The organism is Bradyrhizobium quebecense, assembly GCF_013373795.3.
GTDB lineage: Bacteria > Pseudomonadota > Alphaproteobacteria > Rhizobiales > Xanthobacteraceae > Bradyrhizobium > Bradyrhizobium quebecense.
Genome location: NZ_CP088022.1, coordinates 245,679 through 265,799 on the forward strand (window position 1 = coordinate 245,679; position 20,121 = coordinate 265,799).

At 65.2% G+C, this 20,121-nt stretch carries 18 protein-coding genes; 13 read left to right on the plus strand and 5 right to left on the minus strand.

Features of this window, described 5'->3' with window-relative positions:
- Nucleotides 1–8: 8 nt before the first annotated feature.
- Nucleotides 9–2,036 carry a phenylacetic acid degradation bifunctional protein PaaZ gene (paaZ, locus tag HU230_RS01320; RefSeq protein WP_176533310.1) on the minus strand — a complete coding sequence of 676 codons (2,028 nt, stop codon included), beginning with the start codon at nucleotides 2,034–2,036 and terminating at the stop codon, nucleotides 9–11.
- A 115-nt stretch (nucleotides 2,037–2,151) separates the two neighbouring features.
- Nucleotides 2,152–2,943, minus strand: a complete 792-nt coding sequence (gene paaG, locus HU230_RS01325; protein WP_176533309.1) for a 2-(1,2-epoxy-1,2-dihydrophenyl)acetyl-CoA isomerase PaaG — start codon at nucleotides 2,941–2,943, stop codon at nucleotides 2,152–2,154.
- A 370-nt stretch (nucleotides 2,944–3,313) separates the two neighbouring features.
- On the opposite strand from paaG, the gene HU230_RS01330 reads away from it, so the two are divergent.
- The 6 genes from HU230_RS01330 (at nucleotide 3,314) to HU230_RS01355 (ending at nucleotide 8,945) form a co-directional block, all read left to right on the plus strand.
- Nucleotides 3,314–4,294, plus strand: a complete 981-nt coding sequence (locus HU230_RS01330; RefSeq protein WP_176533308.1) for an AraC family transcriptional regulator — start codon at nucleotides 3,314–3,316, stop codon at nucleotides 4,292–4,294.
- 424 nt (nucleotides 4,295–4,718) lie between these two features.
- Nucleotides 4,719–5,840 carry a branched-chain amino acid ABC transporter substrate-binding protein gene (locus HU230_RS01335; RefSeq protein WP_176533307.1) on the plus strand — a complete coding sequence of 374 codons (1,122 nt, stop codon included), beginning with the start codon at nucleotides 4,719–4,721 and terminating at the stop codon, nucleotides 5,838–5,840.
- Between the two features lie 226 nt (nucleotides 5,841–6,066).
- A complete protein-coding gene (locus HU230_RS01340) occupies nucleotides 6,067–6,888 on the plus strand; it encodes a hypothetical protein (protein WP_176533306.1) in 822 nt (273 codons plus the stop codon).
- Nucleotides 6,819–7,109, plus strand: a complete 291-nt coding sequence (locus HU230_RS01345) for a hypothetical protein (protein ID WP_176533305.1) — start codon at nucleotides 6,819–6,821, stop codon at nucleotides 7,107–7,109. Before HU230_RS01340 ends, HU230_RS01345 begins: the two co-directional genes overlap by 70 nt.
- Before the next feature lie 84 nt (nucleotides 7,110–7,193).
- Nucleotides 7,194–8,078 (plus strand): alpha/beta fold hydrolase, encoded by an 885-nt coding sequence (locus HU230_RS01350; RefSeq protein ID WP_176533304.1) that lies wholly within the window; start codon nucleotides 7,194–7,196, stop codon nucleotides 8,076–8,078.
- 27 nt (nucleotides 8,079–8,105) lie between these two features.
- Complete coding sequence (locus HU230_RS01355; RefSeq protein ID WP_176533303.1) at nucleotides 8,106–8,945, plus strand: class I SAM-dependent methyltransferase; 840 nt, start codon at nucleotides 8,106–8,108, stop codon at nucleotides 8,943–8,945.
- Nucleotides 8,946–8,954: 9 nt separating this feature from the next.
- Here HU230_RS01355 and HU230_RS01360 read toward each other — a convergent pair whose 3' ends face one another.
- Nucleotides 8,955–9,533: a TetR/AcrR family transcriptional regulator gene (locus HU230_RS01360; RefSeq protein WP_176533302.1), complete on the minus strand. Its 579-nt coding sequence runs from the start codon at nucleotides 9,531–9,533 to the stop codon at nucleotides 8,955–8,957.
- An 81-nt stretch (nucleotides 9,534–9,614) separates the two neighbouring features.
- On the opposite strand from HU230_RS01360, the gene HU230_RS01365 reads away from it, so the two are divergent.
- The 4 genes from HU230_RS01365 to HU230_RS01380 all read left to right on the plus strand — a co-directional run bounded on the left by HU230_RS01365 (nucleotide 9,615) and on the right by HU230_RS01380 (nucleotide 14,425).
- Complete coding sequence (locus HU230_RS01365) at nucleotides 9,615–9,932, plus strand: monooxygenase (RefSeq protein ID WP_176533301.1); 318 nt, start codon at nucleotides 9,615–9,617, stop codon at nucleotides 9,930–9,932.
- A 133-nt stretch (nucleotides 9,933–10,065) separates the two neighbouring features.
- A complete protein-coding gene (locus HU230_RS01370) occupies nucleotides 10,066–11,115 on the plus strand; it encodes an aldo/keto reductase (protein WP_224942857.1) in 1,050 nt (349 codons plus the stop codon).
- On the plus strand, nucleotides 11,112–11,966 hold the full coding sequence (locus HU230_RS01375; protein ID WP_176533300.1) for an amidohydrolase family protein: 855 nt from the start codon (nucleotides 11,112–11,114) through the stop codon (nucleotides 11,964–11,966). Before HU230_RS01370 ends, HU230_RS01375 begins: the two co-directional genes overlap by 4 nt.
- A gap of 119 nt (nucleotides 11,967–12,085) precedes the next feature.
- The gene (locus tag HU230_RS01380) at nucleotides 12,086–14,425 is read left to right on the plus strand and encodes a Tex family protein (RefSeq protein ID WP_176533299.1); all 2,340 of its coding nucleotides are present in this window, start codon (nucleotides 12,086–12,088) and stop codon (nucleotides 14,423–14,425) included.
- Between the two features lie 238 nt (nucleotides 14,426–14,663).
- Here HU230_RS01380 and HU230_RS01385 read toward each other — a convergent pair whose 3' ends face one another.
- Entirely contained in the window at nucleotides 14,664–16,127 is a 1,464-nt protein-coding gene (locus HU230_RS01385) for a catalase (RefSeq protein ID WP_176533298.1), read from the minus strand.
- Nucleotides 16,128–16,561: 434 nt separating this feature from the next.
- Here HU230_RS01385 and HU230_RS01390 point away from each other — a divergent pair, with 434 nt between their 5' ends.
- The 3 genes from HU230_RS01390 (at nucleotide 16,562) to HU230_RS01400 (ending at nucleotide 19,276) form a co-directional block, all read left to right on the plus strand.
- Complete coding sequence (locus tag HU230_RS01390; protein ID WP_176533297.1) at nucleotides 16,562–17,083, plus strand: hypothetical protein; 522 nt, start codon at nucleotides 16,562–16,564, stop codon at nucleotides 17,081–17,083.
- A 146-nt stretch (nucleotides 17,084–17,229) separates the two neighbouring features.
- Entirely contained in the window at nucleotides 17,230–17,922 is a 693-nt protein-coding gene (locus HU230_RS01395; RefSeq protein WP_176533296.1) for a response regulator transcription factor, read from the plus strand.
- On the plus strand, nucleotides 17,909–19,276 hold the full coding sequence (locus HU230_RS01400; protein ID WP_176533295.1) for a sensor histidine kinase: 1,368 nt from the start codon (nucleotides 17,909–17,911) through the stop codon (nucleotides 19,274–19,276). The genes HU230_RS01395 and HU230_RS01400 overlap by 14 nt, the downstream gene beginning before the upstream one ends.
- 212 nt (nucleotides 19,277–19,488) lie before the next feature.
- Here the strand turns inward: HU230_RS01400 and HU230_RS01405 are convergent, their stop codons facing one another.
- Complete coding sequence (locus HU230_RS01405; protein WP_176533294.1) at nucleotides 19,489–20,115, minus strand: FMN-dependent NADH-azoreductase; 627 nt, start codon at nucleotides 20,113–20,115, stop codon at nucleotides 19,489–19,491.
- Between the last annotated feature and the right edge of the window lie 6 nt (nucleotides 20,116–20,121).

A 20,121-nucleotide genomic window follows, 5' to 3' on the forward strand; every position in this document is an offset into this window, starting at 1 on the left:
GCTGCGCGTTACGTCCGCATCGCATTCATCGTCAGAAGTTCATATGTCGCTGCGGTCTCGCCGGTCCCGGTCGTGATCTCGACGTCCCAGCGCACCTCGCCATACTGCTTGTTGCGCGGCGTCTTCTCCTTCGCGGTCAGCCGCACCTGGATCTGTTCGCCCGGTTGGACCGGCTTCACGAAGCGCAGGCTATCGAGGCCGTAATTCGCCAGCACCGGCCCGTAGTCGGGATCGACGAACAGGCCGGCCGCAAACGACAGCAGCAGGTAGCCATGCGCGACGCGGCCCGGGAAGAACGGATGTCCCTTGGTCGCTTCTTCGTCCATATGAGCGTAGAAGGTGTCGCCCGTGAAATGCGCGAAGTGCTCGATGTCGTCGAGCGTGATCTGCCGCGCCTTCGAGACCAGCGTGCGGCCAATATCGAGATCGTCGTAGTGATAGCGGAACGGGTGCAGATCACCTTCGAGCATCGGGCTGCCCTTGAACCAGCGGCCGGTGACGCCGCTCAGCATGCGAGGCGAGCCCTGCAACGCGGTGCGCTGCATGTAGTGCTGGAGACTGCGGACGCCGCCCAGTTCCTCGCCGCCGCCGGCGCGGCCGGGACCGCCGTGAACCATCTGCGGCATTGGCGAGCCGTGTCCGGTGTGCTCGGCCGCGCAGTCGCGATCGATGATCGCGACACGGCCGTGAAAGCTGCCGATGCCGAACGCGAGCTCGGTCGCGGTCGGAATGTCGTGGGTGTAGACGGATGCGACCAGGCTGCCGCCGCCGCGATTGGTCAGCGCGATGGCCTGGTCCAGATCGTCATAGCCCATCACGGTGCAGACCGGCCCGAACGCCTCGATCTCGTGGACCGCGGTTGCTGTGAGCGGCTTGGGGCAATGCAGCAGCAGCGGCGGGACGAAGGCGCCGCGTTTGGCGTCGGCGTCGACCAGCTCGAAGTGGTCGGGATCGCCGGCCACCAGTTCGGCTTCGGTGCGAAGCCTCGCCACGTGAGCAAGCACATCGCTGCGCTGGGCAAGGCCGACCAGCGGTCCCATCCTGACCTTCTCGTTCTCGGGATTGCCGATCGTGACCTTAGCGAGACGCTCGCGCAGCGCCGTGATGACGGCGTCGATCTGCGTTGATGGCGCCAATGCGCGGCGGATCGCGGTGCATTTCTGCCCGGCCTTGACCGTCATCTCCTTCGCCACCTCCTTGATGAAGAGGTCGAACTCCGGACTTCCCGGCACGGCGTCCGGCGCCAGGATCGCGGCGTTGAGCGAATCCCGCTCGGCGATGAACCTGACGGCCTCGCGCGCGATGACCGGATGCCGTTGCAGCTTTTGCGAGGTGTCGGCCGAGCCCGTAAAGGATACCACATCTTGGCAGGTGAGATGGTCGAACAGGTCGCCGGTCGATCCGACAATGAATTGCAGGGTGCCTTCCGGCAGTGCTCCCGATTCCGTGATCATCCGCACCAGCTCGTAGGCGACATAGGAGGTGACGGTTGCGGGCTTGGTGATGACGGGAACGCCGGCGAGCAGCGCGGGTGCCAGCTTCTCCAGCATGCCCCAGCATGGGAAGTTGAACGCGTTGATATGCACGGCAACGCCGTGCAATGGCGTGGCGATGTGCTGACCGGCGAATGCGCCGCCCTTGGAGAGCCCCTCGACGTTGCCGTCGAGCAGGTACCTGGTGTTCGGAAGTTCGCGGCGTCCCTTGCTGGCATAGGCGAACAGCGTGCCGATGCCGCCATCGACGTCGATCATGGCGTCGGTGCGGGTTGCGCCCGCATGGAGCGACAGTTTGTAAAGCCGGTCCTTGTGCTGGCTGAGATGGTCGGCCAGCGTCTTCAGCAGGCCCGCCCGCTGGTGGAACGATAGCTTGCGGAGATTCTTGCCGCCGACCGCGCGGCCATAGGCGAGGATCTCGCGCATGTCGAGATCGCTCCTGGTCGCGAGCGCCACGACATCGCCGGTCACGGCACTGTGAATCGCTACAGCCGGTTCGCCGGAACCGGTCCAATGTCCACGGACGAAGCTGTTGAGCTTCATGACAGGCTCTGCCGCTCGCGCGGCGCCGGATTGAGGCTGTGTCATTGAAATCGAACCCTTTGACCTGTGATCTATGTTGCGTCTTGCCGTGGCGGCGGAATGTTCAATTCTGCGCCTAGGCGCGTCCGACGAACCGCGGCGCGCGTTTCTCGAGGAACGCGGTCACGCCCTCGGCGAAATCCGACGTCCGCCCGGCGCGGCCCTGGAAATCGCGCTCGAGGTCGAGCTGCGCGTCGAGCGTGTTGGTCTCGGACGCATCGAGCGCCCGCTTGATCAGCGCGAGGCCATCCGTGGGTTGCGTCGCGAGGTTGGCGGCGAGGGCGTGAGCCTCGGTCAACAGATCCGCATCCTCAACCATCTTCCAGATCATGCCCCATGACTGTGCCTGTTCTGCGGAGACAGGCTCGGCCAGCAGGGTCAAGGCGCGCCCCCGGGCAGGTCCGACCAGCCGCGGCAGGAACCAGGTGCCACCGGAATCCGGGACCAGGCCGAGCTTGGCGAAGGCCTGAATGAACTTGGCCGACCGTGCGGCGATCACGATGTCGCAGGCAAAGGCGACGTTGGCGCCGGCGCCGGCCGCGACGCCGTTGACCGCGCACACGACTGGCATCGGGATGCTGCGCAGCTTGCGCACCAGCGGGTTGTAGAATTTTTCAATTCGCACGGAGAGATCCGGCGTCTCGCCCGGCGTGAAGACGCCGTCCGAAAGATCCTGGCCGGCGCAGAATCCGCGTCCGGCTCCGGTCAGGATCAGCGCGCGGCAGGATCTGTCCTGCTCGGCGTCCGTCAACGCGGTGAGCAAGGCGGTGTGCAGTTCGGCGCTGAATGAATTCAGGCGATCGGGCCTGTTGAGCGTCAGGACGCGATATCCGTCGCGGATATCGGTCAACACCAAATCGCTGACCATGATTACCTCCCGTTGCGGCTTCTGATGACCGAAGGTCGCGTGACCTGCGTCTGGATTACTATTGACCGTCCGGTCAGTCAATTATAATTGTCCACACTCCGACATGGACGGCGTCTTCCGGTTTATCGATCGAGGACGATTCTATCCCCGGTCGCGATCTCGCGCACGACGTCAGATGAGCGTCGCGCGCGCTGCGCTGCGCATTTGCGAAGCTTATGCGCGATGCTTGACACTTGTCAGATCGAGCCATCGGCGGAACCCGCGAAAGGTTCACGTTTGCAGCCGCGCTGCATGGCGCCCATGCTGCGCTGTGCGCAGCCACAAAACAGCCGTATATGAGCGGCGACTTCCGCCACCATGGGGCGAGCCGATGACAATGCAGTCGGGCGATATCACAGGGTTTCGATTCTCGACCGCGCATTTCGGCGAGCGGGACCGCTTGCCGATTTTTCGCGAGCAGATCGGGCGGATGATCGTCAAGCTCGATCCGGAGCCGCTCGACGACGGCGCGTTTCATGCCGAAGCGAATGTGCGCGAATTGTTCGGGCTCGGCATCGGATCGTGGGCGTGCAGCAATCTCAAGATCGCTAGACCGCGCGAACTGCTCGACGGCACCGACGACCTGGTGCTGACGATCATCACGAGCGGCAACACCCGTGCCTCGCAGCGCGGCCGCGATATCGAGCTCGGCCCGGGCCAGGCCGTGCTGCAGTCGAGCGCGGAAGCCGGCACCATGGTGGCGCCCGTGTCGCCGAGCCGCTTCGTCGGCCTCCGGCTGCCGCGCAAGGCGCTGGCCTCGCTGGTCAACGATCCCGAAGACATGCTGATCCGCCCCCTGCCCGCGAACACGGAGGCGATGCGCCTCTTGGCGCTTTACATCAGGGAACTCGACGATAGCTACCAGCTTTCGACTCCCGAGTTGCGCGGCGCCGTCGTCAAGCACCTGCTCGATCTCGGTGCGCTGATCATCGGCGCCAACCGGGATGCGGCGGTTGCCGCGGAGGACGGCGGATTGGCGGCTGCCCGGCTTGCCGCGGTCAAGGCCGATATCAGCGACAATCTCAGCTATGGCGACCTCACGCTGCCCGCGGTGGCTGCGCGGCTGAAGCTCACGCCGCGCCATATCCAGAGGCTGTTCGAGAGCGCGGGTTCGACATTCTCGGAATTCGTGCTCGGCCAGCGCCTGGCGCGCGCGCATCATCTGCTGACCGATCCGCGCCACAGCCGCACCACCATTGGCACGATTGCCTTCGAAGTCGGGTTCGGCGATCTGTCCTACTTCAACCGCACCTTCCGCCGGCACTACGGCGTGACGCCGTCGGATATTCGCGCGGCGCCGCGGCGTTCCTGACCGACCGTCTGAATTCCCCTGATGCGGCCCGACCGTTCCTTACGGCTCTCCGCAACCGATCACGGCCCGTGCGAGGCGGTGATCATTAGCGGCCGGTGGAGGCGCGCACAAGCGCCACACGTTGAGGCGGCAGCACCGGTCGGAGCCGGCGTCAAGCCGGCAGAGCCCGAGCCATTGGTGCGGCCGTGATCGGACAAGCCATCAGCCATGTGCTGACGCGCACACAGGGCGATTCCAGGCGCCAATGCACGGCAACGTGTTTCACATTGTTGCCTAATGTCGCATATGTCCAATCCCCCGTCGCCTCAGTCCGAGCCTGCTGCTCATCGCGCGCATACAAGGCAGCCCCCGGTGATCGTTGCGGCCGGCGACACCAGTCGATTGCGATGCATTGAGGCGACTTGAGACCATCGAGGAGAATATGATGAAGTTTGCACTTCGAGGATACTTTCTTGCGCTTGGCACGAGCCTGGCATTGTCCAGCGCGGCCGTGGCCCAGGATATCAGTGTTGCCGTGGTTGGGCCGATGACCGGCTCGGAGGCGAGCTTCGGTCAGCAGTTCAAGAACGGTGCTGACCTCGCCATCGCCGACATCAATGCGGCGGGCGGCGTGCTCGGCAAGAAGCTGAAGCTGGAAGTCGGCGACGACGCCTGCGATCCGAAGCAGGCGGTCTCGGTTGCCGAGAAGATGGCAGGCGCGAAGATTCCGTTCGTGGTCGGGCACTTCTGCTCGTCGACCTCGATTCCGGCCTCGGACGCCTATGCCGAAGGTAATGTGCTGCAGATCACGCCGGGCTCGACCAACCCGCTCTTCACCGAGCGCGGGCTGTGGAACACGTTCCGCGTCTGCGGCCGCGATGACCAGCAGGGCATGGTCGCGGCCGCCTATATCATCAAGAACTACAAGACCAAGAACGTCGCGATCATCCACGACAAGACGACCTACGGCAAAGGCCTTGCCGACGAAACGAAGAGCGCCATCAACGCGGCGGGCGTGAAGGAAAAGCTCTATGAAGCCTACACCAAGGGCGACAAGGATTTTGCCGCGCTGGTGTCCCGCTTCAAGAAGGAATCGATCGATTTCGTCTATGTCGGTGGCTACTACGCCGAGGCGGCCTTGATCCTGCGCCAGATGCGCGAGCAGGGCGTCAATGCCGTGCTGATGGGCGGCGACGCCTTGGTCGACAAGCAGTTCGCCGCGATCGCGGGTCCGCTTGCCGAGGGCTCGCTGTTCACCTTCTCGCCCGATCCGCGCAAGAAGGTGACCGCGGCCGCGACCTTGAAGAAGTTCAAGGACAAGGGCATCGATCCGGACGGCTACACGCTCTACAGCTATGCCGCCTTCCAGATCTGGAGCCAGGCCGTCACCCGCGCCCAGACCACGGACGCCAAGAAGATCGCAGCGACCATCAAGAGTGGAAACTGGGACACCGTGCTCGGCAACATCAGCTACACGCCGAAGGGTGACATCACCCTGATCGACTACGTCGTGTACCGCCGCGACAAGGACGGCAACTACGCCGAGCTGCCAGCAGCCGGTCAATGAGATCGCTGGCCGCGACATCGGCGCTCCTCCCTGATCGATGTCGCGGCCTGAGCGCCGGCTCACAGCGCCAACGGACCAACCCTCTGCCAGCCCCGAGGTGTTGGCGCTGTGACGCCTGGTCCGCGGCGGACAAGGCAGGATGCCGCATGGGTCATCGAACTGATCCCGCAACAACGATCCCTTTGAATCCAATTTAGGTCGATCACGACAACCCAAGAGGCGACACGTGTCTGACATAAGCCTGAGCAATGGCGGCGGCCGCAGCGGTTCAGCCGATTGGCACGCTGCGGGACAATCCCAAGGACCGTCTCAAGGACCGTCCCACTCCTACCCGCTGCTGGTGCGCGATCACGGTCTTGGCGCCGCGCTGAAACTGTTGCTCGAGACCCTGCCTTATGCGCTGGCGCGATGGGGCGTGTTGCTGGGCTTTGCCGCCGCGTGCGTGGTCTGGGCCATCGTCGCCGTGGGCGGCGCGGTCTGGCTCGGCACCCATGTCGCCAGCGTGTTCGGCTATTGCTGGCTGCTTGGCATCCTGCTGCTCGGCGGATGGATCTGGGGCGCCATCCTGCGCTACACGCTCAATATGATCGCCTGCGGCCATGTCGCCGTGCTGACCGAGCTGATCACGCATGGCCGCATCGGCAACGGCAGCGAAGGGCAGTTCGCCTACGGCCGCCGGATCGTGATGGACCGGTTCGGCGAGGTCGCGATCCTGTTCGGACTTGGTGCGCTGATCCGCGCCGTGCTCCGCGCGTTTCACAATGCGCTCGATACGCTTGGCGATTGGCTGCCGGCGCCCGGCATGAAGGCGATCGTCGGTCTGCTCAACACCATCTGTCGGCCGCGACGCGCTATCTGGACAAGGTGGTGCTGTCCTACGATCTGGCGCGCGGCGGCGACGATCCGAGGCGCAACATCCAGGATGGACTGGTCTACTATTGCCAGAACGCCAAGCCGATCCTGGCGACGTCGGTCTGGATGGTCATCGTCGAGCGCATCCTCAGCATCCTGCTTTGCCTGCTGCTGCTGGTCCCCGCCGGCGTGGTGACGGTCTGGTTGCCGGAGGCTGTCGGGGAATATGGCGCCATGGTCACCGTCTTCATCGCGGCCCTGTTGGCGGTGACGGTGCGCGCGGCATTCATCCAGCCGCTATTTTTGATCTGCATGATGATCCGCTTTCACGCGCTGATCGAGAACCAGCCGATCAATTCGACCTGGGTCGGTTATCTCGACGGCCTCACACACAAGTTCCGGCAGATCGGACGCTGAGACCGGCGGACGGCAGGTCATGCCGAACTGCAAGCCGGCGGACCGATGCCGGATGCTCATGGTATTTCGCAACGGAGATGTTCGGTGACCGATATTACGCTCGACAATGACGGCGTCAGGCTTGCGGCTTCGGTCGATGGCCCGCCGGACGGTGAACCGATCCTGTTTCTGCACGGCCTGTCGCTCAGCCGAGACACATGGCAGGAAACCGGCGGCCGGCTGAAGGATCAATACCGGGTCTGGACACTGGATTTCCGGGGACACGGGCACTCGGATCGGGCCCCGAGCTACGCGCTCGCCGACTATGTTTCGGACGCGGCGACCGCATTGGCCGCAATCGGACGTCCGGCGGTGATTGTCGGGCACTCACTCGGCGGCTGCGTTGCCGGTGTGCTGGCACAGCGCGGTGATGCCAATGTGCGCGCCGCCTTCCTCGAGGATCCGCCATGGTATCTTGGGCAGCCGGGCGAGTGGGAGAAATCGGCATTCCCAAAACTGTTTTCGATCGTCAGCGCGCGTCAGGCGGCGTGGCAGCAGGCGCGCGCGCCACTCGGCACCTACCTGGCGTTCCTCGCAGACTCTCCGACACCCATGGGCGGGATCGGTAGCGATCATTACGGCTCCCGACATCTGTTGAGCCATGCGTCAGCGCTGCAGCGGCAAGACGGGCGGTGCTGGGCAGACGGAAACGTTGCGACCTCCGTTCTTGCGGCGATTCCGACCGGGCGGGAATTCCTCTGTCCCGTCAGGATCATTCAGGCCGATCCTGGATGTGGGGCGGCCTTGCTGGAGCACCACGATGCGCGCTTCGCGCACGACAATCCGCATGCCGACATCGTTCGCTATGAGGGATGCGGGCATTCACCCCACCGCGCCATCGCGTTCGAGCAGCGCTTCGCGTCGGATCTGCAAGCTTTCTTGTCGAGCCTGCATCCGGCGAGCACGGGCGAACGGCAATCCGGCACCTGATATTCACGAACCGAAGCGGGTAGATCCATGCAAGAGACGTCCGGCTACGATCCGAACTATGTGATGGGGCGTTCGACCGCGGAGACCGACAGGCTCAAGCGCCAGTCGCAGCTCTACGATGCGTCCACATGGCAACTCCTGAAGGAGGCCGGGCTCTCGCGGGGCATGAAGGTGCTCGACGTCGGAAGCGGAGCCGGCAACGTGTCCTTCATTGCCGCTGGCCTGGTTGGCGAAAGCGGGGCGGTCGTCGGGGTCGACAGCAACCCCGCCATCGTCGAGGAAGCCGCGGGCACGGCGCGCTCGCTCGGCCTGAGCCAGGTCTCGTTCCGGGTCGGCGATATCAGCACGATCGAGCTCGACCGGGATTTCGATGCGGTCGTCGGCCGGCTCGTGCTGATTTATGTGAAGGATCCCGCGGCGCTGATTCGACACTTGCTCGGGCACGTCAAGCCCGATGGCCTCGTGGCGTTCCAGGATCTCGACTGGGGCGAGGGGCCGATCGCCAATCCGCCATCGCCGCTGCTGTCGCAGGCGTGGGGCATTGTGAAGGAGATGTTCCACCGGGCGGGTCTGAACAACCGCATGGGATTGTCGTTGCACGGCGCCTTCGTGGCGGCCGGGCTTCCCGCGCCGCGCATGAGCCTGTTTGCCCCGGCCGGAGGCGGGACGGATTTCGACGGTTACGACTACATGGCGAGCGGCCTGCGCAGCAATCTGCCGCATATCGTCAAGCTCGGCGTTGCCACGGAAGCGGATCTGGCGCTGGACAGTTTTGCCGAGCGCCTGCGCAGCGAGGTGGTCGCCACGCAGGGCGTTTTTGCGCTGCCGACCTTCGTCGGCGCATGGTCGCGCAGGCAGCCGGGCTGAACCGTGACCTCAGGCATGGCCAACGACCGCGTCGATGAACGTCGCGGCCAAATCCCTCAACTGCTTGCGACTGTATCCGGCACGCTCCATCACCGCCAGCCCGCGCGTGTACGTCACGATGACGCGCGCCAGCCGGTTCGCATCGGCCGCGCTGCGCTTGCCCAGCGCCTTGCCGAGGGCCTTGCCGATCAGCTGCTCGAGCCGCGTGAGCACATCCCGCACGCGCTGCCGCACATCCGCGCTTGAAATGGCCGCGTCGAGCGCCGTGCGCGTGGTCAGGCAGCCGCGCGTCGGCGAGCCGTCGGTCATGTTGACGATGATCATGTCGAAGAAGTGCCCCAGCCCCGCCGCGGCGTCGTCGTGGGACAGCGCGTTGCCGGCCGCATCCAGGAATTGCCCGGCATACCGATCGAAAGCGCGCAGGAAGATCGCTTCCTTGTCGCCATAGGCGTTGTAGAGGCTGCCGCGCTGTACGCCGGTCGCCTCCGCGAGGTCCTGCATGGTCGCGTCGTGCAGGCCCCTGCGCCAGAACACGTCGAGTGCGGTCGCGATCACCGCGTCCTCGTCAAACTGACGCACACCTACCATGCGATTCGCTCCACCGGATCATTATTGACATAATTGTCAAGTTTGATGATCATGTCAAGAATGGTCCCTCGGGAGGTTCTGATGATCACCGCCGTCACGACGTTCAAATTGCCAAAGCCGGTCACGCGCGAGGAAGCGCGCAGCATCTTCCTGAGCACCGCATCGCTCTATCGCGACGTACCGGGGCTGTTTCGCAAGACCTACGTGCTGTCCGAGGACGGCATGACGGCCGGAGGCATCTATTTCTGGAACTCGAGGGGTGAGGCGGAAGCGCTGTACACCGCTGCGTGGCGCGCCCGCGCCCGGGACAAATACGGCGCCGATCCGACGGTTACATACTTCGAAAGTCCCGTGGTGGTCGACAATGTGGCCAAGGAGATCAACTCCGGCGACGAATAGGATCGCGTTCTCACGTCGGATCCACGGTGGCACGGAACTTTCGACTGTCGCTTGACGGCGTGTCCGCTTGTGCTCGGATCGCCTGCGAGGCTACTCTCCCTGCAAGCAAGAAAACTGCAAGGGAGCCGTCACGGTGAACCAATCTCCATCCTCACATCCGGCGCCTGCGTCGGCACTGCCGCGCCGCAGGCTCGGCCGCACCGGGCTCGACGTTTCCATCCTCGGCTTCGGCACCGCGCCGCTCGGCGACCTCTTCACGAGGCTCGACGACGCCACAGCGATCGCAGCCGCGGAACGGGCGTTTGCGCTGGGCGTGAACCTGCTCGATTCCTCACCGCTCTACGGGCATGGTCTCGCCGAGCATCGCTGCGGCACCGCGTTGCGCCGCGTGGCGCGTGACGATATCGTCGTCTGCACCAAGGTCGGGCGCTGGATGGACGCGTTCCATGGCCGCGGCGACGGCTCGAACTTCGTCGGCGGCCAGCCGCATCGCGCGGTGGTCGATTATTCCTATGACGGCACCATGCGCTCCGTCGAGCAGTCATTGCTGCGGCTCGGCACCGATCATATCGACTTGCTGTTGATCCACGACGTCGACGTCTGGACCCATGGCGCCGATGCGATCGAAGCCAGATTCCGCGAGGCGATGGAGGGCGCCTATGTCGCGCTCGACAAGTTGCGCGCCGAGCGCGTGGTGAGGGGCATCGGGATCGGCGTTAACGAGGCCGAGATGTGCGTGCGCTTTGCCAGGGCCGGCAGGTTCGACACCATGCTGCTTGCCGGCCGCTATTCGCTGCTCGAGCAGCCCGCGCTTGCCGAATTCCTGCCGCTGGCGCAGGCGCAGGGCATCGGCGTGATGCTCGGCGGCGTGTTCAACTCCGGCATCCTGGCGACCGGCGCGGTTGCCGGCGCCAAGTACAATTACAAGGACGCGCCGCCCGACGTGATGCGGAAGGTGGCGGCAATCGAACGCGTCTGCCGTATCAACGGCGTGGCGCTCGCGACCGCCGCGCTGCATTTCGCGCTGGGCCATCCGGCGGTCGCGAGCGTCGTGCTCGGCGCACAAACTCCGCAGGAGGTCGAGCGCAACGCCGCCGCCTTGTCGTCGTCCGTCCCCGCCGCGCTTTGGCGTGACCTGAAAGCCGAGCGGCTGCTCGATCAGCACGCGCCGGTGCCGGCATGATGCGGATCGATGCCCATCACCATGTGTGGACCTTGGCGCGCGCCGATTACGGCTGGCTGACGCCCGAACGCGGGCCGATCTACCGCGACTTCGGCCTGGCCGACCTGATGCCGCATCTCGCCGCGGCCGCCATCGAGGGTACGATCCTGGTGCAGGCGGCGCCGACCGAGGCGGAGACTGCGTTCATGCTCGACGTCGCCAAGGGCTCGGAGCTGGTACGCGGCGTGGTCGGCTGGATCGATTTCGATGCCGCCGATGCCGCGGCGCGGATCGATGCGATCGCCGATCGCGAACTGCTGGTCGGTCTGCGGCCGATGGTGCAGGACATCGCCGATGATGACTGGCTGCTGCGGCCGGAACTGGCGGCGCCGCTCGAGGCCATGGTGCGGCATGATCTGGTCTTCGACGCGCTGGCGCTGCCGCGCCATTTGCCACGGCTTGTTCAGGTGGTTGATCGCCATCCGGACCTGCAATTCGTGCTCGACCATCTCGGCAAGCCGCAACTCGCGACCGGCGACATCGCGGCCTGGAAGACTGACATCGCAAGCCTTGCGTTACGGTCCAACGTCGTCTGCAAGCTGTCGGGCCTCGCGACGGAGGCGGCGCCGAACTGGCAGGTCGCCGATTTGCGCGAGGCCGTGGATCATGGACTGGCATGTTTCGGGCCGCAGCGGATGCTGTGGGGCAGCGACTGGCCGGTCGTCAATCTTGCCGGCGGCTATGCGCAATGGTTCGCGGCGGCAGAGACCTTGCTTGCTGATTTGTCAAGTGAAGCAAGAGCTGCGATTTTCGGCGGCAATGCGGCGCGGGTCTATTTGTCAAGTCGCGGACGGCCAACATCCCGGAAATAGCGCGCGCAAGGCGCCAAATTTGATCCACAGCGCGCCTTGATGAATCATTCCGGGATGGTCCATAAGCGGCGTCCGCGCCATCGGTGATTTGGCGGCGCAACGGGGTGAGAGAGACAGGCGTGGCAAAGATCCATCATCAGATTGCGCAGGAGCTGGGAGTTCGCGACGAGCAGGTCGAGGCGGCGGTGACGCTGCTCGACGGCGGCGCCACGGTGCCGTTCATCGCGCGATACCGCAAGGAGCTCACCGGCGCGCTCGATGACGCCCAGCTGCGCACACTGGAAGAGCGGCTGACCTATCTGCGCGAGCTCGAGGAACGGCGCACCGCGGTGCTCAATTCGATTCGCGAGCAGGGCAAGCTCGATGCCGCGCTCGAAGCTCAGATCATGGCGGCCGACAGCAAGGGCCGCCTGGAAGACATCTATCTGCCGTACAAGCCGAAGCGCCGCACCAAGGCCGAGATCGCCAAGGAGGCCGGGCTGGAGCCGCTCGCCGATCTCCTTTTGACCCAGCCGCAGAACGATCCGAACGAGGCCGCTTCGCCCTTCGTCAATGCCGAAAAGCAGGTCGCCGACGTCGCCGCCGCGCTGGACGGCGCGCGCGCGATCCTGGTCGAGCGCTTCGCCGAGGATGCCGACCTGATCGGGGCGCTGCGCGAGGAGATGTGGTCGAACGGCATCATGGCCTCGACCGTCCGCACCGGCAAGAAGACCGAAGGCGAGAAGTTCAAGGACTATTTCGATTTCTCCGAGCCGCTGCCGAAGCTGCCGTCGCATCGCATCCTGGCGCTGTTCCGCGGCGAGAAGGAAGAGATCCTCGACCTCGCAATCAAGCCGGAGGCGCAGGAGCCTGTGGCGGGTGTGCCCGGCCTCTACGAACTCCGGATCATGAACCGCTTTGCGATCTCCAACCAGGGCCGCAAGGGCGACAAGTGGCTGACGGAGACGGTGCGCTGGGCCTGGCGTACCAAGATCCAGATCCATCTCAACATCGACCTGCGGATGCGGCTGTGGACCGCGGCCGAGACCGAGGCGGTGCGCGTGTTCGCCTCGAATTTGCGCGATCTGCTGCTGGCGGCGCCGGCCGGCCCGCGCGCCACCATGGGGCTCGACCCCGGCTATCGCACCGGCGTCAAGGTCGCGGTGATCGATGCCACCGGCAAGGTGGTGGCGCATACGGCGATCTTTCCGCACGAGCCGCAGCGGCGCTGGGACGAGGCGCTGGCCATTCTCGGCAAGCTCGCGATCGAGCATGGCGTCGAGCTGATCGCGATCGGCAACGGCACCGCCTCGCGCGAGACCGACAAGCTCGCCGCCGAGCTCGTGAAGCGGCTGCCCGAGCGAAAGATGACCAAGATCGTGGTCTCCGAAGCCGGCGCATCGGTCTACTCGGCCTCCGCCTTCGCCTCGAACGAATTGCCCGACCTCGACGTCACCATTCGCGGCGCGGTCTCGATCGCGCGGCGCCTGCAGGATCCGCTGGCCGAGCTCGTCAAGATCGATCCGAAGGCGATCGGCGTCGGCCAGTACCAGCACGATCTCGGCGAGGCCAAGCTGGCGCGCTCGCTCGATGCCGTGGTGGAAGACTGCGTGAACGCGGTCGGCGTCGATGCCAATACCGCCTCGGTGCCGCTGCTCTCGCGGGTGTCGGGTATCGGACAGGGGCTGGCGCAGAGCATCGTGCAGCATCGCGACGCCAACGGCCCGTTCAAGTCGCGCAAGGCACTGAAGGAGGTGCCGCGGCTCGGGCCGAAGGCGTTCGAGCAATGCGCCGGCTTCCTGCGCATCAGCAATGGCGAGGACCCGCTCGATTCATCCGGCGTGCACCCGGAAGCCTATCCTGTCGTGCGCCGTATCCTCGAGGCCACCAAGAGCGATATCAAGGCGCTGATCGGCAATGCCGATGTGGTGCGCGGGCTCAGGCCGCAATCCTTCGTCGACGACACCTTCGGTCTGCCGACCGTCACCGACATTCTGCGCGAGCTGGAAAAGCCCGGCCGCGACCCGCGTCCGGCGTTCAAGGCGGCGGTGTTCAAGGATGGCGTCGAAGAGGTCAAGGATCTCAAGAAGGGCATGATCCTCGAAGGCACCGTGACCAACGTCGCCGCCTTCGGCGCTTTCGTCGATATCGGCGTGCACCAGGATGGCCTGGTGCACATCTCCGCCATGTCGAGGAATTTCATCAAGGACCCGCGCGAGGTGGTGAAGCCGGGCGACATCGTCAAGGTCAAGGTTCTGGACGTCGAGGTCGCGCGCAAGCGCATCGCGCTGACGCTGCGGCTCGACGACGAGATCGGTCCGAAGAAGGACAACGCTGGCCCGTCGCGCGATTTCTCGCGCGGCTCGGCCAAGATGACGTCGTCGGCTCCGCGCCGTCCGCAGGAGCAGTCCGGCGGCGGCGCGCTCGCCGAGGCGCTGCGCCGCGCGGCCGAGAAGAGCGGGCGCGGCAAGCCGACCTGAGCCGCAGACGAGGGCGGCAGCCAAGGCTGCCGGCCCCGTTCGAAAATCGACCACGTGACGCGTCTGACCGAGGCGCCTAAGCCGTCCCCGTCATCCTGAGGTGCCCGCGGCGCGGGCCTCGAAGGATGAATCGGCCGGAGACGGGGCCGTGCATCCTTCGAGGCTCGCAAGAGCTCGCACCTCCAGCGACAATGGCTACGCCATTGCGCGGGATGACGGGGCGGATGGGCTGTCCCGGCTACAGCTCTCCCTTGGCATACCGCGCGAGCGCGTCCGCCACGCCCTTGCCGTAGGCGGGATCGGCCTTGCTACAATTCGCAACGTGCCGTTCCTGGATGTGCTTCGACGCCTGGCCGACCTGGCGGGCGGTGTTGTCGAACAGCGCCTGCTTTTGTGCGGCATTCATCTTGCGGAACAGATCGCCCGGCTGCTGCCAGTGGTCGTCGTCCATGCGGTGATCCCAATGTGCCGCCGCGCCGACAATTTCGAGCGGCGGCTCGTTCAGTTGCGGCTGGTCGGTCCATTCGCCGTGGCTGTTCGGCCAGTAGGTCAGCGTGGCGCCCAGATTGCCGTCGGTGCGCATCGCGCCATCGCGGTGATAGCTGTGGAACGGACATTTCGGCGCGTTGACCGGGATCTGGTGGTGGTTGACGCCGAGCCGGTAGCGTTGCGCGTCGCCATAGGAGAACAGGCGGGCCTGCAGCATCTTGTCCGGCGAATAGCCGATGCCGGGCACGACATTGGCCGGCGTGAACGCCGCCTGCTCGACCTCGGCGAAGACGTTCTCCGGGTTGCGGTTGAGCTCGAAATGGCCGACCTCGATCAGGGGATAATCCGCCTTCGGCCACACCTTGGTCAGGTCGAACGGGTTGAACGGGAAGGCCCTGGCCTGCGCGTCCGTCATCACCTGGATGAACAGCGTCCAGCGCGGGAAGTCGCCGCGCTCGATGTTATTGAACAGATCGCGCTGGTGGCTCTCGCGGTCCTTGCCGATCAGTGCTTCGGCCTCGGCGTCGGTCAGGTTCTGGACACCCTGCCGGGTGCGGAAATGGTATTTCACCCAGACGCGCTCGTTGTTGGCATTGATCATGCTGTAGGCGTGGCTGCCGAAGCCGTGCTGGTGGCGGAAGCTCTTCGGAATGCCGCGCTCGCTCATGACGATGGTGACCTGGTGCAGCGCTTCCGGCAGCAGCGTCCAGAAGTCCCAGTTCATGTCGGGCTCGCGCACGCCCGTGCGCGGATGCCGCTTGATCGCGTGGTTGAGGTCGATGAAGCGCAGGGGATCGCGGAAGAAGAACACCGGCGTGTTGTTGCCCACCACGTCCCAATTGCCTTCGTCGGTGTAGAATTTCAGCGCGAAGCCGCGGATGTCGCGCTCCGCGTCCGCCGCGCCGCGCTCGCCGGCAACGGTGGAGAACCGCGCGAACATCGGCGTCTGCTTGCCGATCTCCGAGAAGATGCTAGCCTTGGTGTAGCGCGTGATGTCGTGGGTGACGGTGAAGGTGCCGTGCGCGCCGGCGCCCTTGGCGTGCATTCGACGCTCCGGGATCACTTCGCGGTGAAAGTGCGCCAGCTTCTCGATCAGCCAGACATCCTGCAAAAGCGCCGGCCCGCGCGGTCCCGCCGTCATGATGTTCACATTGTCGGCAACGGGTGCGCCGGAGGCGTGGGTCAGGAATGGCTTCTTGATCTCGTCGCTCATCGAAAGCTCCTTGTTGAAAGTCGGCACGCGTCGTCCCGCCACCGCGGAGAGGCCGGGCGAGGGGCGATTGCATCGCGGATCGGGTTATGGCCGGCGAGGAGGCGAGACCCCGGTGATCGACAGATTGTGAACCGGGCCTACGCGCTCTCGACGACATCGTTGTTCTCGGACGGGTCGAGGATTAAGAAACCCGGCGGATCGATTCAACGCGCGCTATCCGCTGATTTCAGCCAAATATCCGTCGATCTCGGCCAACGCAGTCGTGGCCGTGATCCAGCCATTTGCCGCGCGTGCCGGCGCGTTCGCCAATCCTAAATCCGGCGTCAGAATCTGGCGCATTTGTCAGTTGAAGTCGGCCTCACGCTTGCGTCTTCTGGTCATCCTCTGCATGCGGCGGCACGAGGTTCGCCGCGGTCCCAATCAGGGAGGATTTCATGACGAACAGGCTCTTCACGCTTCTCACGGCAGCGACGCTCGCCGTCAGCGTTGCGCTGGCACCTGCAGCCCTCGCCAGGGGCGGCGGTGGTGGCGGCGGCGGACATGGCGGCGGCGGTGGCTTCGGTGGCGGCCACGGCGGTGGCTTCGGTGGCGCCATGGGTGGCGGCATGCATGGTGGCGGCTTTGGCGGCGGAATGCATGGCGGTGGCTTCGGTGGAGGTATGCGTGGTGGCGGCGCGGCATTCGCCGCGATGGGCGGCGTTGGGCATTTTGCCGGTGGGCATTTTGGCGGCGCGCGCTTCGCAGGTTCTCCCGCGTTCGGCCCGCGATTCGCCGGCGCCGGATTCCACGGCTCGCACTTCTTCCATCACGGCGGCTTCTTCCACCACCACCGCTTCCATCGCTTCGCCTTCTTCGGCGGGCCCGCCATCTATGCCGATTACTATGACGGCTGCTACCGCAGGGTATGGACGTCGTACGGTCTGCAATGGGTCAATGTGTGCGGGGACTATTGGTGATCGCCCAACGAACCGCACCGTTGTCGCGGCCGTCGCCAGGCGTTCCATCCAGCCCCGGAATGGGATAGTCTGGCGGCGACCGTTGCGGGGCGCTCGGAGAGTTTGAGAACTCGGGGAGTTCAGGACAACTCGGAGAGTTCAAGACCATGACCGGAGCTCACCGCCGCATTCTCGTCGTCGAGGACGATCCGGAAACCGCGGGACAGCTCGTCGAGGAGCTTACCAGCAGCGGTTATGACGTGGATCTGGCGGCGAACGGCCGCGAGGCGCTGAGCCAGGGGGCGGCACGCGACTATGCCGTGATCACGATCGATCGCATGCTGCCCGACATCGACGGCATCACGGTGATGCGCCAGATGCGCGACGACGGCATCGCGGTGCCGTTCCTGATCATCAGTGCGCTCGGCGAGGTCGATGATCGTGTACGCGGCTTGCGCGCCGGCGGCGACGACTATCTGGTCAAGCCGTTTTCCTTTGTCGAACTGCTGGCGCGGCTGGAGGCGCTTGGCCGCCGCAGCGAGACCGTTGCCAAGGAGACCATCCTGCGGGTCGGCGATCTCGCGGTTGATCTGATCGCGCGGACGGCAAGCCGCCGCGGCCGCAAGATTCCGCTGCTGCCGAAGGAATTTCAGCTGCTCGAATATCTCGCGCGCAACGAAGGCCGCGTGGTGTCGCGCGCCATGCTGCTGCAGCACGTGTGGGACCTGCACTTCGATCCTTCCACCAACATCATCGACGTCTATGTCGGCCGGGTGCGCCGCAAGGTCGACGACCAGCAAGCCTATCCGCTGATCCACACGATCCGCGGCATCGGGTACTGCCTCCGTGCTCCTGGCTAAGACCCTCAGATCGTCGACGTTCCGCCTGGCGTTGATCGCGATCGGTACGTTCGGCCTCATCGTGTCCGCGATCTTCGCCTATGTCTACTGGTCGACGCTGTCCTATGTGCGCGACAGGTCCGACCGCGCCATCATGACCGAGCAGGCAAGCCTGGATGATGCCTATGCGCGGTCCGGCCGCGATGGCCTGACCGCGTTGATCGCGCAACGCATCGCAAACAAGGGCGATCAGGTTTATCTGCTGGTTGGCACCGGCTCCGTGGTGCTCGCGGGAAATCTCAAGCAATGGCCGGCCGACACCGCTGGGGACGGATGGACGGAATTTCGGACCTCGCTGCCAGGGCTGCCTTCGGGAACCGCGCTCGTGCGCGCCGTGACGAAGACCTTGCCAGGCGGTGATCGGTTGCTGGTCGGCCGCGACATCAGCGATCTCGACGGCTTCATGGCGCAGATCAGGGCCGCGGGGATCGCGGTCGTCGTGCTGATCATCGGCCTTGCGGCCGCCGCCAGCATCGGGGTCACGCGGCGAACGGTCGGCCGGATCGAGTCGATCAATGCGACCAGCCGCGCCATCATGCTCTCCGGCCTCGACCAGCGCATCCCGCTCCATGGCAGTCATGACGAATGGGATCGCGTCGCGGAGAACCTCAATCTGATGCTGGATCGCATCCAGACCCTGATGGGCGACGTCAAGCAGGTCAGCGAGAATATCGCCCACGACCTGCGCACGCCGCTGACCCGCATGCGCGGCCGGCTCGAGAAGGCCTATCACGCCCCGCGCAACGGGGAGGGCGATGCGGCGCTGATCGGCGACACCATCGCCGATCTCGACGCGGTGCTCGGGATGTTCGCGTCGATCACGCGGATTTCCGAGATCGAGACGCGGGCGCGCAAGGGCGCGTTCCGCACCGTCAATCTCGTCGAGATCGCAGGCGAGGTGGTCGAGCTCTACGATGCCGCCGCCGAAGAGGTCACCACCCATCTCGACCTAGCGGGCGATCCGGCAGTATTGGTCACCGGCGATCGCGACCTCCTGTTCGACGCCATCGCAAATCTCGTCGACAACGCCATCAAGCATGGCCGTCCGGGCGGACGGGTGACCGTGACCTGCGACAACGACGAGGGCGGGCCGGTGATTTCGGTCGCCGACGACGGCCCCGGCATCCCAGCCGAGCAGCACGATCGCGTCTTCAAGCGCTTCTATCGGCTCGAGCAAAGCCGCTATACGCCAGGCAACGGCCTCGGCCTCAGCCTGGTCGCGGCGGTCGCCAGTCTGCACGGCGCGCGCATCGAATTGCGCGACAACGCACCGGGACTGTTGTGCAGGCTCGTGTTTTCGCCGACGGAAACGTAGCGAGTGTTGGCGCTGTCGCGAGAATGCGGATGTATGTCCGCCGGCCGTGCAACAAACTTGGTGTCGTCCCGGGCAAGCGAAGCGCGACCCGGGACCCATAACCACAAATGCGAATTGCTCTTGCTGAGCTGGGGCCGCAGCTCGCTTCAACAACACGACCCTGTGGTTATGGGTCCCTGCTCTCGCAGGGACGACGATGCGGTGAGAGTAGCTCAAAACCGCCCCGCCATCTCCGCGAGCCGGCGGTGCGCGGCCTCGCGCGCCGCGCGGATCGGCTCCGCAGGCCCGGTGGTCGGGCCGATCGGCACGAAGCGGACGTCGCTGACGCCGATGAAGCGCAGCGCCTCACGCAGATAGGGCGTCGCCATGTCGATGCGGCGGCGGTTCATGCCGGTGACGAAGTCGCTGCCGCTGGCGATGATCACGACCGTCGGGCGGTCCTTGAGCAGCGGAAGATAACCTAACGCCGGATCGAAGCGGAAGGTCAGGCCGGGCTGGATGATGACATCGAGCCACTGCTTGAGCTTGTAGGGGATGGAAAAATTCCACATCGGCGTCGAGATCAGCACGCGGTCGGCCAGCGACAGCCGCAGCGCCAGGCGCTCGGCGACGGCAAAGGCGTCGTGTTGCGAATTGGTGAACGTCTTGCCGCCGATCCGGGCGTATTTCGCCTCGAGCAGATACCCCTCGAACTCCGGCAATGGCTCGCGCCACAGGTTCATCGCGTCGATCTCCCAGTCCGGCCGCACTTCGCGGAAGCGATCGAGAAAGACGCGCGCTCCGGCTGCCGATTCCGAATCGGCGCGGGGAGAGCAGGCGACGTGAAGCAGCTTCGGCACTGCGCC

What these genes read in the sequence shown, in the direction of transcription:
- HU230_RS01330 (WP_176533308.1), top strand. Translation starts at nt 3,314, where the DNA reads ATGACAATGCAGTCGGGCGATATCACAGGGTTTCGATTCTCGACCGCG.
- HU230_RS01390 (WP_176533297.1), top strand. Translation starts at nt 16,562, where the DNA reads ATGACGAACAGGCTCTTCACGCTTCTCACGGCAGCGACGCTCGCCGTC.
- HU230_RS01385 (WP_176533298.1), bottom strand. Translation starts at nt 16,127, where the DNA reads ATGAGCGACGAGATCAAGAAGCCATTCCTGACCCACGCCTCCGGCGCA.
- HU230_RS01345 (WP_176533305.1), top strand. Translation starts at nt 6,819, where the DNA reads ATGGTCATCGTCGAGCGCATCCTCAGCATCCTGCTTTGCCTGCTGCTG.
- HU230_RS01355 (WP_176533303.1), top strand. Translation starts at nt 8,106, where the DNA reads ATGCAAGAGACGTCCGGCTACGATCCGAACTATGTGATGGGGCGTTCG.
- paaZ (WP_176533310.1), bottom strand. Translation starts at nt 2,036, where the DNA reads ATGAAGCTCAACAGCTTCGTCCGTGGACATTGGACCGGTTCCGGCGAA.
- HU230_RS01335 (WP_176533307.1), top strand. Translation starts at nt 4,719, where the DNA reads ATGAAGTTTGCACTTCGAGGATACTTTCTTGCGCTTGGCACGAGCCTG.
- HU230_RS01360 (WP_176533302.1), bottom strand. Translation starts at nt 9,533, where the DNA reads ATGGTAGGTGTGCGTCAGTTTGACGAGGACGCGGTGATCGCGACCGCA.
- HU230_RS01375 (WP_176533300.1), top strand. Translation starts at nt 11,112, where the DNA reads ATGATGCGGATCGATGCCCATCACCATGTGTGGACCTTGGCGCGCGCC.
- HU230_RS01365 (WP_176533301.1), top strand. Translation starts at nt 9,615, where the DNA reads ATGATCACCGCCGTCACGACGTTCAAATTGCCAAAGCCGGTCACGCGC.
- paaG (WP_176533309.1), bottom strand. Translation starts at nt 2,943, where the DNA reads ATGGTCAGCGATTTGGTGTTGACCGATATCCGCGACGGATATCGCGTC.
- HU230_RS01395 (WP_176533296.1), top strand. Translation starts at nt 17,230, where the DNA reads ATGACCGGAGCTCACCGCCGCATTCTCGTCGTCGAGGACGATCCGGAA.